This window comes from Streptomyces sp. NPDC057287 (genome assembly GCF_042667905.1).
Classification (GTDB): Bacteria; Actinomycetota; Actinomycetes; order Streptomycetales; family Streptomycetaceae; genus Streptomyces.
The window spans coordinates 43144-55988 of the sequence record NZ_JBHUYV010000019.1 but is presented as its reverse complement, the minus strand read 5'-3'; the positions used below and the strand labels follow the sequence as shown (position 1 = coordinate 55988).

The following is a 12845-nucleotide window of genomic DNA, read 5'->3' as shown; positions in this document are numbered from 1 at the left end:
ACCGGATCGGTCCACCCCCTGTTCCCAAGGGAGAACCGGGCCGTGATGCCTCCGTTACGCACCCGTCGCGGGCCGCGCGGGACCCCGTCCCCGATGCTCCGTCAACTCGACGTACAGCGGGTTCATTTCACAGGATCCCCGCGGACCGGCCGCTGTTCGGCCGGGACCGGTTCCGGTCACTCCCCGAACGCGATCATGGTCTTCATGTCCGCCTCGGCCTCGTCGTCCTCCTCCATGCCGACCAGCGGCCGGGTGAGGAGCGAACGGCCGTCCGTGTAGAGGACCTCTGCCGCGGTCATGCCCGCCTCGATCCCGGCCGTCGAGGCCGGATGGGTCAGCACGGTCCGCGGAGTTCCGCCGGTGGGTTCGAGCGTGGCGATCTCGCCGCCCTGCGTCCTGGTGGCCGCCACGTGGACGAGCAGCTTCCCGCCCTCCATGCGCAGCGGTTCCATCCTCCGCCCCATGGGGGCGTCGGCCGTCCACTTCTGCTTGCCGGTGTTCAGGTCGAAGGCGACGATCCGGTTGTCCACGTCGAACTCGACGTGCTTCCGCTTGGTCGACACGTAGAACGTGTCGTCGTCCGCCGCGACTCCCGCGCAGTCGTCCCGGTTGCGGGTCACCACCAGGTATCCGCCGCACCTCACCTCGTAGTCGGCGAAGCCGAGATCCACGTCCCGGGTGCCCAGCTCGGTGCGCGACCGCAGGGTGCCGTTGTCCCGCAGGGCCAGGACCCGCCAGGTGTCGCCCTTCTGCACCGAGACGACCAGGGGGCTGACGGAGTAGACCTGGTCGATGAACCAGTCCTTCTCCAGCGAGTACGCCCACTTCTTCTTCCCGGACGCGGGGTCGAACTCCTGGATCTGGTTGCCCCCGGGGCAGTCCGCCGCGGCGATCGTCCGGGCCCCGCTGAGGAACGCGTAGGACCGGCAGTCGCGGGGCTGTGTGCCGAACAGCTCCTGCCCGTCGCCGACCCGGTAGGTGTGGACGTGGCCGGGGCGGGAGTACGTCACCGTCCCGTTGTTCGCCGCCATGACGACCCGCCTCTCGGTGTCGCTGACGGCGGCCTTCTCCAGGGTCTTCCTCCAGCCCGGCTCCCCGGTGCGCAGATCGATCATCTGCAGGACGGAGCAGTCCGCGCCGTTGTCGGATTCCGCCGCCTCGACGGCGACCACGATCTTGCCGTCCGTGGTCGGGCGGGTGGGAGCCGCGCAGATGTCCTCGGGCATCCGCAGGCTCCACCGCTCCTTGCCGTCGGCCGTCGAGTAGCCCGACACCGTGCGGTACACGGCCCTGGCGACGACGTCCCCGGCCTCCCAGGGGCCGTACACGCCCATGGCCCGGCCGGGGAGGTCCGTACCCAGGCTCTGCAGCCACCGGACCTTGGCCTCGCCCGGTTCGCGGCGGGCGTCGAGCTGCTCGGCGAGCTCCGCGTCACTCACGGTGCCGCCCTTGCCGTCACCCTGCTGCGGCGCGGTCGAGGAGCCGGGTGCCCCGCCGGCCGCGGACTCGCCCCCGCCGTCACCGCTCAGGGCGAACCAGACACCCCCACCGGCGATCAGGACCAGGGCGAGCACGGCGCCGACGACCACGCCGGTCCTGCCCTTGAAGCGGCCGCCGCCGCCCGGTCCTCCCGGCGCCGTGGCCGTGGGCGGCTGCGGCGGGAATCCGTGACCGCCCTGCGGCGGCTGCCCGTACGGTCCGGGCTGCTGGGCGTACGGAGCTGTCTGCTGCCCGTACGGTCCGGGAGCCGTGCCCTGCTGCTGGGGCGGGTATCCGTAACCGGGCCCCGGCGGTGGTTCGTACGGTGCCCCGAAGCCTTCCTGCGGTTGCCGGCCGGAAGGCTGAGTCATCGACGGATCCCCTCGTACGGACATGGCTCCGCGGGGTCACACCCGCGGAGCCGGTCCTACTTTCTACCATCCGCCCTGCGGCGCCACTCAGGCGTCCTCGGCCAGCTCCAGCCAGCGCATCTCCAACACGTCCCGCTCCGACACCAGTTCACGCAGCTCGGCGTCGAGCTCGGCGACCTTCCCGAAGTCGGTGGCGTTGTCGGCGATCTGCGCGTGCAGCGTGGTCTCCCTGGTCGACATCTTGTCGAGCTGCCTCTCGACCTTCTGCAGTTCCTTCTTCGCGGCACGCGCCGCCTGCGGCGAGACGGCCTCGGCCGCCGCCTTGGGCGCGAAGGCCGCCGCGGCGGAGGCGGGCGTGGCCGTCTCCTCCATGCGCTTCCTGCGCTCGATGTACTCGTCGATGCCGCGCGGCAGCATCCGCAGCGCCCGGTCGCCCAGGAGCGCCATCACCTTGTCCGTGGTCCGCTCGATGAAGAACCGGTCGTGGGAGATCACGATCATCGATCCGGGCCAGCCGTCGAGGAGGTCCTCCAGCTGGGTCAGCGTCTCGATGTCCAGGTCGTTGGTGGGCTCGTCGAGGAAGAGGACGTTGGGCTCGTCCATCAGCAGACGCAGGATCTGCAGCCGGCGCCGCTCACCACCGGAGAGGTCGCCGACCGGGGTCCACTGCTTCTCCTTGACGAAGCCGAACTGCTCGCAGAGCTGTCCGGCCGTCATCTCGCGGCCCTTGCCGAGGTCGACCCGGTCGCGCACCTGCTGGACCGCTTCGAGCACCCGCAGGCTCGGGTCGAGCTCCGCGACCTCCTGGGAGAGGTAGGCGAGCTTGACCGTCTTGCCGACGACGATCTTTCCGTCGGCGGGCTGCACCTCGCCCTGGCTGCGGCACGCCTCGGCGAGCGCCCGGAGCAGCGAGGTCTTGCCCGCGCCGTTGACGCCGACCAGGCCGATGCGGTCGCCGGGGCCGAGCTGCCAGGTGAGGTGGGTGAGAAGCGTCTTGGGGCCGGCCTGGACGGTCACGTCCTCCAGGTCGAAGACGGTCTTGCCGAGCCGGGCGTTGGCGAACTTCATCAGCGCGCTGGTGTCGCGCGGCGGCGGCACATCGGCGATCAGCTCGTTGGCCGCCTCGATGCGGTAGCGCGGCTTGGAGGTACGTGCGGGGGCGCCGCGACGCAGCCAGGCCAGCTCCTTGCGCATCAGGTTCTGCCGCTTGCCCTCCTCGGTGGCGGCGATCCGCTCCCGCTCGGCCCGCGCGAAGACGTAGTCGCTGTAGCCGCCCTCGTACTCGTGGACCGCACCGCGCTGGACGTCCCACATGCTCGTGCAGACCTGGTCCAGGAACCACCGGTCGTGAGTGACGCAGACGAGGGCGGAGCGCCGGGCCCGCAGATGGCCGGCCAGCCAGGAGATGCCCTCGACGTCGAGGTGGTTGGTGGGCTCGTCGAGCACGATCAGGTCCGGCTCACCGATGAGCAGCTTCGCCAGTGCGATCCTGCGCCGCTCGCCACCGGAGAGCGGGGCGATGACGGTGTCCAGGCCGTGCTCGAAGCCGGGCAGCGCGAGGCCGCCGAAGAGCCCGGTCAGCACGTCGCGGATCTTGGCGCTGCCCGCCCACTCGTGGTCCTCGAGGTCGCCGATCACCTCGTGCCGGATGGTGGCCTTCGGGTCCAGCGAGTCGTGCTGGGTGAGGACGCCGAGGCGCAGTCCGCCGTTGTGGGTGACGCGGCCGGTGTCCGCCTCCTCCAGCTTGGCGAGCATCCGGATGAGCGTCGTCTTGCCGTCGCCGTTACGGCCGACGACGCCGATCCGGTCGCCCTCTGACACCCCGAGGGATACACCGTCGAGCAGGGCACGGGTGCCGTACACCTTGCTGACCTGCTCGACATTGACCAGATTGACGGCCATTTCACTCCTGCCTCGGGGATCCCTGCGTCGGGGACCGCTCGACGTCCCAGAGTAGTCGCCACGCGGGGTGCGATAGCGTGCGGCGATCGATCAGGGGACGTAACCCCAGGTCGGAGCGGTTCGGAACATCTCTGGGGTGGGGACTTCATGATGCTTGGCGCGATACGGGCTCTGGTTCCGGCGATCCTGACGACGGCCGTGCTGGCCGGCTGCTCGTCGGCCGGTGACACGGACACGGACACCGGCAAGAACGGGGACCGCGCCCCCGCGAAGGCCGCGGAGAGCACGGCGGCGGAGAAGGGCGCCACGCTCGGCGGCGCGGGGTCGGCCTGCGAGCTGCCGGTGACCTTCGACCTGGCGGCGGACTGGAAGCCGGAGGCGGTCACGGTGGAGCCGGGCTCGGACTTCGCCGCACTGGGCGAGCAGGGCTCGGCCACGATGGTCTGCGAGATCGACGCCAAGCCGGCCGGGAACATCGGCTACATCCGGGTCTGGCAGGGCAAGGGGGCCGACACCACCCCGCGCGCGGCCCTGGAGGACTTCGTGGCCGGCGAGCAGAACGCCTCGAAGGCCGCCTACGAGGAGACCGCGGCGGGGCCGGTACCGGCCGCCGAGGTCACCTACACGGTGAGCAGCGAGCTGCTGGACGAGCCCAAGGCCGAGCGGGCCTTCGCGGTCGCCACGCCGGAGGGGCCGGTCGTGGTGCACCTGGGCGGGCTGGACTCGCAGGAGCACGAGGAGATGCTCCCGGCGTACGAGCTGGCGAAGAAGACGCTGAAGCTGGGCTGAGGCAGCCGGCCCCGCTCTTCGCCCCCCCCGTCGGACTCGGGCGTGCTTCCGCGGGTCCTGGTCGCGTCGGATCAGCGACGAGCACCGGCTCATCTGCCGCGTGACCGAAGACGGAGTGCGTATCGTCTCGTGCCGCTACCACTACGGCCGCTGTCCGCGTTCCGTGAACGCCACCCCGCTCTCACCGCCCGGCGCGTTCGACCAGCAGCCAGCCGCCGAGTGCCATCGCCACGGCCGCCGGGGCGCTGACGTGGAAGGCGATCAGCAGCGCGGTGTGCCCTTCCAGCAGGCCCGCGTAGCCGACCATGGACAGGCCCAGCACGCCGAGCAGGGCGAGGGTCACGCCGATCGCCGATACGGCTCCCGCGCCGCTCGCTCCCCTGCCGGGGGCGACGCGGACGGGGCGCTCGAAGGTACGGAAGGCCGCGACCAGGGCCGCGGTGACCCCGGCGGCGACCGCGATCCGCACCGGGACCTGCGCCCACCAGGCGCCGGTGGCCGGCTCGGGCAGCGGGACACCGAGGGCGAGCATCGCCCCGTACACGCCGAGCATCGCCGTGAGGTGCCACAGGAACGCGGTCATCGCGACGCCGTTGGCGGCCACGACCGCCCGCCAGACGCGGGGCCGGGCGACCAGCCGGGCCCCGGGGGCGCGGAGCAGCTCGACGGCACCGACCAGCCAGAGGCCGTGCCCGAGCAGGGCGAGGGTCGGCGGTGCCATGTTGCTGATCTTCTCCCCGGGCATGCCCACCATGGAGAGCGGATACGGGCCGAGGGCCACCAGCGCGACGGCTGCGGCGAGACCGGCCCCCGCGAGGAGCACGGGCCGGCGGATGCGGCCGTCGGCGCGCAGGAAGCCGAGCTGGTGCACCGCGAGCCAGACGAAGGCGAAGTTGAGGAACTCGACGTACGGGACGCCCGCCGCGAAGCGCAGGACGTCCACCGCGGCGGCGGCTCCCACGAGCGCGGCGAACGCGCCCCAGCCGTAACGGTCGTGGAGCTTCAGCAGGGCGGGGGTGAAGGCGACCATCGCCAGGTAGATCCCGATGAACCACAGGGGCTGGGTCACCAGCCTCAGCGTCACGCCGGTCAGTCCGCTTCCACCGCCGAGGAGTTGGACGGTGAGCGCGGCCACGCCCCACACCAGGACGAAGACCATGGTGGGCCGCAACAGCCTTTGCAGCCGGGCCCGCAGGAAGGACGGGTACACCGAGGCCGTGGAGCCCTCCGGCCGCCTGCGCAGCAGGGACCGGTAGGACAGGGCGTGGGAGAAGCCGCCGACGAAGAAGAACACCGGCATGATCTGGAGGGCCCACGTGAGCAGTTGGAGTCCGGGCACGACGGCGAGGAGGTTGCCGACGCCGTCGGTGGTGACGGCGGCCATGAGCCAGTGGCCGAGGACGACCGTGCCGAGCGAGACGACGCGCAGCAGGTCGATGTAGCGGTCCCGGGTGACGGGTGTGGCCCCGGCCGGTTCACGAGCGGTTGTTCCCATGCGCCCACCGTCGCGCCGGGGCAGGGTGGGGCGGCAGCGCGGCCGTACTCAATTCCCGCCTGAGTACCGGCTGTCGGACGTTCCGGGGCCCGCGCCCCGCCGTCCGGCGCCCCCGCCGGAAAGGAGTCCGGCACCGCCGTCCGGCACCCCCGTCAGACGACGGTGGCGCCCGGGGCCGGGGACGCGGCCACGCGTGCGTCGCGGCAGGTGCCGGACGCGAGCAGCGCGTCGGCCACCGTCCGCGCCGACTCCTCGTCGGCGGCCAGGAAGGCGGTCGTCGGCCCGGACCCCGAGACGAGCGCCGCCAGGGCGCCCGCGGCGGTGCCCGCGGCGAGGGTGTCGGCCAGCGAAGGCCGCAGGGAGAGTGCGGCGGCCTGGAGGTCGTTGGCCAGGGCGCCCGCGAGGGCGGTGGTGTCCCCCTTGCGCAGAGCGGCCAGGAGGGTGGGGGAGGCGACCGGTTCGGGCACCCGCGTACCGGCGGCGAGCCGGTCGAACTCGCCGTACACCGCGGGGGTGGAGAGCCCGCCGTCGGCGACGGCGAAGACCCAGTGGAAGGTGCCGCCGGTCTCGACGGGGGTCAGCTGCTCCCCGCGCCCGACCCCGAGCGCCGCCCCGCCGACCAGACTGAACGGCACGTCGCTGCCCAGCTCGGCGCAGATCTCCAGGAGCTCTTCCCGGCTCGCGCCGGTGGACCACAGGGTGTCGCAGGCCAGCAGAGCCGCGGCGCCGTCGGCGCTGCCGCCCGCCATGCCGCCGGCGACGGGGATGTCCTTGGCGATGTGGATGTGCACGTCGGGGGCGATGCCGCGCCGGCCGGCCAGGGCGATCGCCGCGCGGGCCGCGAGGTTGGTGGCGTCCAGCGGGACCTGGCCGGCGTCCGGTCCCGAGCAGGTGACGCGGAGCGTGTCGGCGGGGGTGACGGTGACCTCGTCGTACAGGCCGACGGCGAGGAAGACGTTGGCCAGGTCGTGGAAGCCGTCGGGGCGGGGGGCGCCCACCGCGAGCTGCACGTTGACCTTGGCGGGGACACGGACGGTGACACTGCGGGTCATGCGGAGGGCTCCGGCTTGTTCTCGGCGATGGCGGCGAACTCCTCGACGGTCAGCGCCTCGCCACGGGCCTGCGGCGAGATCCCGGCGGCGACGAGGGCCTCCTCCGCGGCCGGTGCGGAACCCGCCCAGCCGGCGAGGGCCGCGCGCAGCGTCTTGCGGCGCTGGGCGAAGGCGGCGTCGACGACGGCGAAGACCTCGGACCTGCTCGCGGTGGTCCGGACCGGCTCCGTACGCCGCACCAGGGACACCAGGCCCGAGTCGACGTTGGGCGCGGGCCAGAACACGGTGCGGCCGATCGACCCCGCGCGCTTGACGTCGGCGTACCAGTTGGCCTTGACCGACGGCACGCCGTAGACCTTGTTGCCGGGGCGGGCGGCGAGCCGGTCGGCGACCTCGGACTGCACCATGACGAGCGTCCGCTCGATGGTGGGGAAGCGCTCCAGCATGGTGAGCAGCACCGGCACGGCGACGTTGTACGGAAGGTTGGCGACGAGCGCGGTCGGCGCCGGGCCGGGCAGCTCGGTGACCAGCATCGCGTCCGAGTGGACCAGGGCGAAGCGGTCCGCGCGCCCGGGCAGCCGGGCGGCGACCGTGGCCGGCAGGGCGCCGGCGAGCACGTCGTCGATCTCCACGGCGACGACCCGGTCGGCCGCCTCCAGCAGGGCCAGGGTCAGGGACCCCAGGCCGGGCCCGACCTCGACCACCACGTCGTCGGGCCGCACCTCGGCGGTCCGTACGATCCTGCGGACCGTGTTGGCGTCGATGACGAAGTTCTGACCGCGCTGCTTCGTGGGGCGTACGCCCAGCGCTGCGGCCAGCTCGCGGATGTCTGCGGGGCCCAGGAGGGCGTCGGGCTCTGTGGTGCTCACCCGTTAAGCCTACGGCCGCCGGGGGCCCCGAGGCCCCGCGCCCGGCACGGGCCGGGAGCCGCGCGTCTCCCGGCGGACCACGACCTCGTCGCCGTCGTCCAGAACGGTGGCGGGTGCGGGGGCGACGGTGTCACGGGCGCCGACGGTGACGCCCTCCGCGTCGAGGAGCTCGCCGACGTCGTCCGCGAAGGTGTGCAGGGTGCGCGAGGTCCCGTCGACGCTGACCTGGACGGCCTTGTCCTGGGTGAGGAAGGCGGCTGTGCCGCCCGCGAGGACGGCGAGGACCAGTGCGCGCGGGACGAGCCGCCGCAGCCCCTCCGGCGCGCTCCGGTGCCGCCGGACCGCCCGGTGCCCAGAGGGCCGCGCGGGCGGCGCGGACCCCGCGGGGCGCGCGGGCGGCACGGGCGGCCGGGGCGCCAGCGGGGTGTCCAGCACGGTCGGGTCGTGGACCGGGAGGGGCCCGGACCACAGCCCGGCGACGATGGTCCGCTCCTCGTGGAGCGGACGCGGCGGCGCCGGAGCAGGGACCCGCGCCGGGACCCGACCGGCCCGCCCACCGCCGCGCGGTGCGCGGTGACTGCCCTGCGAATGGCCCACGACGCTCCAGGAACTCCGGCTGCCGACCCCGATGCGCGGGCACGATAGCCGAGGTTCCGTCACCGCCCATAGTCGTACGATTACCCCACGTGTCGGGGTGGCCGGGCCGGAGCGGTCAGAAGTCGAACGCCCGCGCGGTGTTGTCGTAGACGGCCGCGGCGAGGGTGTCCTCGTCGACGCCCCTCACCTCGGCCATCGCACGGAGCGTGACCGGGATGAGGTAGGGCGCGTTGGGCCGTCCGCGGTACGGGGCGGGGGTGAGGAAGGGGGCGTCCGTCTCGACGAGTACCAGCTCGGCGGGGGCGACGGCCAGCGCGTCGCGCAGCGGCTGCGCGTTCTTGAAGGTGACGTTGCCCGCGAAGGACATGAAGTAGCCGGCGGCCGCGCAGATCCGGGCCATCTCGGCGTCGCCGGAGTAGCAGTGGAAGACGGTCCGCTCGGGTGCGCCCGCCTCGGCCAGGATGCGCAGCACGTCCTCGTGGGCCTCGCGGTCGTGGATGACCAGGGCCTTGCCGTGCCGCTTGGCGATCTCGATGTGGGCGCGGAAGGACTCCTCCTGGGCGGCGATGCCCTCGGGACCCGTACGGAAGTAGTCGAGTCCTGTCTCGCCGACGGCGCGTACGTGGGCGAGGGCGGCCAGTGCGTCGATCTCGGCGAGCGCCTCGTCGAGTGCCGCCTTCCCCCCCGGCTCACGTGCCTCCTCGCGGGACCACCCGGCCGGGTCCCCGTGCACGATGCGGGGCGCCTCGTTGGGGTGCAGGGCCACGGCTGCGTGCACGGACGGGTGGGCGGCCGCGGTCTCGGCGGCCCAGCGCGAGCCCTTGAGGTCGCAGCCCACCTGGACGACGGCGGTCACGTTCACCGCCGCGGCACGGGCCAGGCCCTCCTCGACGGTGCCGTCCTGCATGTCCAGATGGGTGTGGGAGTCGGCGACCGGAACCCTGAGGGGTTCGGGGAGCGGAGGGGCGTCGGTACGGCTCATGCCCACGACTCTACGAGGGCATGAGCTCTTGCTCACCGCCGGTGGAAGGGGCGCAGCAGATCGGACAGGTGCCAGTGGTGCGCGCCGGCCCCGGAGGACGGCACAGCGGTGGCGGCGATCCTGTCCGCCCCGGCCTCCGGAGGCACGGTGCTCCGGTGCTGGAGCAGCTGCTGGACGGAGGACACCCGGCCGGAGCGCATGATCCGGACCACATGGCCGCCGCAGTTGGTGCAGGTCGGGGTGGACAGCGGTGAGGGGACCCGCTGCCCGTCCGCCTTGTACACGACGAAGGCCTTGCCCGTGCCGTCGACGTGGTGCTCTATCTCGTAGGCCTGTTCCCAGCCGTGTCCGCACCGCATGCACGCGAAGGCGTACGCCTCGTGCACGGTGGTTGCTGCGATCTCACTCATGCCTGCTCCTCTTGTCCGATGGACAAGCACTCCGGACAAGCACTCCGGATGATGCGTCCCACATCAAGTGGACGCCTTCACCCGGGGGCGGCGCACCAGGTCTGCCGAGTGTTGGAACGGTTTTGGCCGATCCGTGGGCAAAGGGCCCGGTACGCGGCTTGCGCTTTACATTTCAGGCTAGTCCTTTGCCCTGCTCCTGGCCGGTCCGAGCCGCGTTCTTTGCCGCGACCACCGCATCGAACACCTCGCGCTTGGGCAGCCCCGCAGCGGCGGCGACCGCCGCGATCGCCTCCTTGCGCCGCTCCCCCGCCTCCTCGCGCACCTGCACCCTGCGTACCAGCTCGTCCGCGTCCAGTTCCTCGCCGGATTCCGTGGCGCCCTCGACCACCACGGTGATCTCGCCGCGGACGCCCTCGGCCGCCCAGACCGCCAGCTCGCCCAGCGGGCCGCGCTTCACCTCCTCGTACGTCTTGGTCAGCTCCCGGCAGACGGCGGCCCTGCGGTCGGCCCCGAACACCTCGGCCATCGCGGCCAGGGTGTCGTCCAGCCGGTGCGGGGCCTCGAAGAAGACCATCGTGCGGCGTTCGTCCGCGACCTCGCGCAGCTTCCCCAGCCGCTCGCCCGCCTTGCGCGGCAGGAAGCCCTCGAAGCAGAAGCGGTCCACGGGCAGCGCGGAGAGGGCGAGCGCGGTCAGTACGGCCGACGGGCCCGGTACGGCGGTGACCTTGATGTCCTGTTCCACGGCAGCGGCGACGAGCCGGTAGCCGGGGTCGGAGACGGACGGCATCCCGGCGTCGGTGACGAGCAGGACGCGCGCCCCGCCGGCCAGCGCCTCGACGAGTTCGGGCGTGCGCGCCGACTCGTTGCCCTCGAAGTAGGACACGACACGCCCTGTCGTGTGGATGCCCAGCGCCTGGGTGAGCCTGCGCAGCCGCCGGGTGTCCTCGGCGGCCACCACATCGGCCGTCTCCAGCTCGGCGGCGAGCCGTGGCGGGGCGTCCGCCACGTCACCGATGGGGGTCCCTGCGAGTACGAGCGTTCCAGTCGTTCCAGTCACATCGGTCATCCTCCCAGCACGGGCGGCACCACTCGCACAGATGCGTTCCTTACGATGGCGCGGTGACGAGTACTGCGCCCGAAGCCCAGCAGGGCAACGACGCCGGGAACCATGCCGGTGACCAGCCGCCTTCCTGGCAGCAGCGGCTGCGCCGCTTCGGCCATTCCCCGCGGCCGGAGACGGGGCTGCGCGAGCGCCTGATCCCGCCCTACGCCCGCCCCGGCGGCCAGTTCTGGAACGTGCTCGCCGTGCCGCCGGTCCTCGCCGGGCGCCTGGTGCGCTGGTCCGCCTGGGGCGGGCCGCTGCTGGTCGCCCTGGTGGCCGGGGTGCTGCGGTTCTGGAACCTGGGCAGCCCGAAGGCGGTGATATTCGACGAGACGTACTACGCCAAGGACGCCTGGGCGCTGATCAACCAGGGGTACGAGGGTTCCTGGCCCAAGGACATCGACAAGAAGATCCTCGGCGACCCGTCCTCGGTGGACATCCCGGTGGACCCGGGCTACGTCGTCCATCCGCCGGTCGGCAAGTGGATCATCGGGATCGGTGAGCAGCTCTTCGGGTTCACGCCGTTCGGCTGGCGCTTCATGGTGGCGCTGCTCGGCACCGTCTCGGTCCTGATGCTCTGCCGGATCGGCCGCCGGCTGTTCCGGTCGACGTTCCTGGGCTGCCTGGCGGGGACCCTGCTGGCCGTGGACGGGCTGCACTTCGTGATGAGCCGCACCGCGCTGCTCGACCTGGTGCTGATGTTCTTCGTGCTGGCGGCCTTCGGCTGCTTCCTCATCGACCGCGACTGGGCGCGCCGCAAGCTGGCCGCGGCGCTCCCGGTCGACGAGGAGGGGCTCCTGCGCCCGGACGCGCACGTCGCCGAGACGCTGCGCCTCGGGTGGCGTCCGTGGCGGATCGCGGCCGGCCTGATGCTCGGCCTGGCCTTCGCCACGAAGTGGAACGGGCTCTACATCCTGGCGGCGTTCGGCGTGATGGCGGTGCTCTGGGACGTCGGCGCGCGGCGCACGGCGGGCGCTGTACAGCCCTACCGGGCCGTGGCCCTGCGGGACCTGCTGCCCGCGTTCGTCTCCACGGTGCCGGTCGCGATCGGCACGTACCTCGTCTCCTGGACCGGCTGGATCATCACGGACAAGGGCTACTACCGCAACTGGGCGGCCACCGAGGGCAAGGGCGGCAGCTGGACCTGGCTCCCGGACTGGCTGCGGAGCCTGTGGCACTACGAGTACCAGGTCTACGAGTTCCACGTCGGCCTGACGTCCGGGCACACCTACCAGTCCAACCCGTGGAGCTGGATCGTCCTGGGCCGGCCCGTCTCGTACTTCTACGAGGAGCAGACGGGCTGCCTGACGTCCGCGACGGGGAAGTGCGCCCGCGAGGTCCTGGCGCTCGGCACCCCGCTGCTCTGGTGGGCGTCGTGCGTGGCGCTGCTGTACGTGCTGTGGCGCTGGTTCTTCCGCCGCGACTGGCGAGCGGGCGCGATCGCGTGCGGGGTCGCGGCGGGCTGGGTGCCCTGGTTCTTCTACCAGGAGCGGACGATCTTCCTCTTCTACGCGGTCGTGTTCGTGCCGTTCCTGTGCCTGGCGGTCACGATGATGATCGGCGCCCTCCTGGGCCCGGCGTCCGGCACGGGCACCAGACACCGCCTGGGCCTGGAGAAGTCCGACCCCACGGGCGAACGCAGACGGACCCTGGGCGCGATCGCGGCGGGCGTGCTGGTGCTGCTGATCGTCTGGAACTTCATCTACTTCTGGCCGATCTACACGGGCACGTCGATCCCGGACACGTCCTGGCGCGACCGGATGTGGCTGGACACCTGGGTGTAGCCGTCCCGGAGGT

The 12845-nt window shown here is 72.5% G+C and carries 11 protein-coding genes and 1 pseudogene; 3 read left to right on the top strand and 9 right to left on the bottom strand.

The features are described from left to right. Nucleotides 1-176 precede the first annotated feature (176 nt). Together ACFUNE_RS30105 and ACFUNE_RS30100 are read right to left on the bottom strand one after the other, a co-directional pair. On the bottom strand, nt 177-1850 hold the full coding sequence (locus ACFUNE_RS30105) for a PQQ-binding-like beta-propeller repeat protein (protein WP_383574529.1): 1674 nt from the start codon (nt 1848-1850) through the stop codon (nt 177-179). Between the two features lie 87 nt (nt 1851-1937). Continuing rightward, nucleotides 1938-3752 carry an ABC-F family ATP-binding cassette domain-containing protein gene (locus tag ACFUNE_RS30100; RefSeq protein ID WP_383574527.1) on the bottom strand — a complete coding sequence of 605 codons (1815 nt, stop codon included), beginning with the start codon at nt 3750-3752 and terminating at the stop codon, nt 1938-1940. Between the two features lie 147 nt (nt 3753-3899). Here ACFUNE_RS30100 and ACFUNE_RS30095 point away from each other — a divergent pair, with 147 nt between their 5' ends. Both ACFUNE_RS30095 and ACFUNE_RS30090 read left to right on the top strand, forming a co-directional pair. Continuing rightward, nucleotides 3900-4541: a lipoprotein gene (locus ACFUNE_RS30095; protein WP_383574524.1), complete on the top strand. Its 642-nt coding sequence runs from the start codon at nt 3900-3902 to the stop codon at nt 4539-4541. A 37-nt stretch (nt 4542-4578) separates the two neighbouring features. Further along, nucleotides 4579-4674, top strand: a pseudogene (locus tag ACFUNE_RS30090) (type II toxin-antitoxin system YoeB family toxin); the annotation flags it as partial. Between the two features lie 48 nt (nt 4675-4722). Here the strand turns inward: ACFUNE_RS30090 and ACFUNE_RS30085 are convergent. The 7 genes from ACFUNE_RS30085 to rsmI all read right to left on the bottom strand — a co-directional run bounded on the left by ACFUNE_RS30085 (nt 4723) and on the right by rsmI (nt 11012). Continuing rightward, complete coding sequence (locus ACFUNE_RS30085; RefSeq protein WP_383574522.1) at nt 4723-6036, bottom strand: acyltransferase; 1314 nt, start codon at nt 6034-6036, stop codon at nt 4723-4725. A gap of 152 nt (nt 6037-6188) precedes the next feature. Beyond that, nucleotides 6189-7088: a 4-(cytidine 5'-diphospho)-2-C-methyl-D-erythritol kinase gene (locus ACFUNE_RS30080; RefSeq protein WP_383574520.1), complete on the bottom strand. Its 900-nt coding sequence runs from the start codon at nt 7086-7088 to the stop codon at nt 6189-6191. After that, nucleotides 7085-7957: a 16S rRNA (adenine(1518)-N(6)/adenine(1519)-N(6))-dimethyltransferase RsmA gene (gene rsmA / locus ACFUNE_RS30075; RefSeq protein WP_383574518.1), complete on the bottom strand. Its 873-nt coding sequence runs from the start codon at nt 7955-7957 to the stop codon at nt 7085-7087. The genes ACFUNE_RS30080 and rsmA overlap by 4 nt, the downstream gene beginning before the upstream one ends. 9 nt (nt 7958-7966) lie before the next feature. Next, nucleotides 7967-8554 (bottom strand): ubiquitin-like domain-containing protein, encoded by a 588-nt coding sequence (locus tag ACFUNE_RS30070; RefSeq protein ID WP_383574516.1) that lies wholly within the window; start codon nt 8552-8554, stop codon nt 7967-7969. Nucleotides 8555-8669: 115 nt separating this feature from the next. Then, entirely contained in the window at nt 8670-9536 is an 867-nt protein-coding gene (locus ACFUNE_RS30065) for a TatD family hydrolase (RefSeq protein WP_383574514.1), read from the bottom strand. Between the two features lie 32 nt (nt 9537-9568). Then, nucleotides 9569-9946 (bottom strand): hypothetical protein, encoded by a 378-nt coding sequence (locus tag ACFUNE_RS30060; RefSeq protein ID WP_383574512.1) that lies wholly within the window; start codon nt 9944-9946, stop codon nt 9569-9571. Between the two features lie 172 nt (nt 9947-10118). After that, nucleotides 10119-11012, bottom strand: coding sequence for a 16S rRNA (cytidine(1402)-2'-O)-methyltransferase (gene rsmI, locus ACFUNE_RS30055; protein ID WP_383574510.1), 894 nt, complete (start codon nt 11010-11012; stop codon nt 10119-10121). A 53-nt stretch (nt 11013-11065) separates the two neighbouring features. Here rsmI and ACFUNE_RS30050 point away from each other — a divergent pair, with 53 nt between their 5' ends. Beyond that, nucleotides 11066-12832: a dolichyl-phosphate-mannose--protein mannosyltransferase gene (locus tag ACFUNE_RS30050; protein WP_383574508.1), complete on the top strand. Its 1767-nt coding sequence runs from the start codon at nt 11066-11068 to the stop codon at nt 12830-12832. Nucleotides 12833-12845: the final 13 nt, after the last annotated feature.

Excerpts from the sequence above, each read along its gene's own strand:
- ACFUNE_RS30080 (WP_383574520.1), bottom strand. The coding sequence starts at position 7,088 with ATGACCCGCAGTGTCACCGTCCGTGTCCCCGCCAAGGTCAACGTGCAG.
- ACFUNE_RS30095 (WP_383574524.1), top strand. The coding sequence starts at position 3,900 with ATGATGCTTGGCGCGATACGGGCTCTGGTTCCGGCGATCCTGACGACG.
- ACFUNE_RS30060 (WP_383574512.1), bottom strand. The coding sequence starts at position 9,946 with ATGAGTGAGATCGCAGCAACCACCGTGCACGAGGCGTACGCCTTCGCG.
- ACFUNE_RS30100 (WP_383574527.1), bottom strand. The coding sequence starts at position 3,752 with ATGGCCGTCAATCTGGTCAATGTCGAGCAGGTCAGCAAGGTGTACGGC.
- ACFUNE_RS30065 (WP_383574514.1), bottom strand. The coding sequence starts at position 9,536 with ATGAGCCGTACCGACGCCCCTCCGCTCCCCGAACCCCTCAGGGTTCCG.
- ACFUNE_RS30105 (WP_383574529.1), bottom strand. The coding sequence starts at position 1,850 with ATGACTCAGCCTTCCGGCCGGCAACCGCAGGAAGGCTTCGGGGCACCG.
- rsmI (WP_383574510.1), bottom strand. The coding sequence starts at position 11,012 with ATGACCGATGTGACTGGAACGACTGGAACGCTCGTACTCGCAGGGACC.
- ACFUNE_RS30085 (WP_383574522.1), bottom strand. The coding sequence starts at position 6,036 with ATGGGAACAACCGCTCGTGAACCGGCCGGGGCCACACCCGTCACCCGG.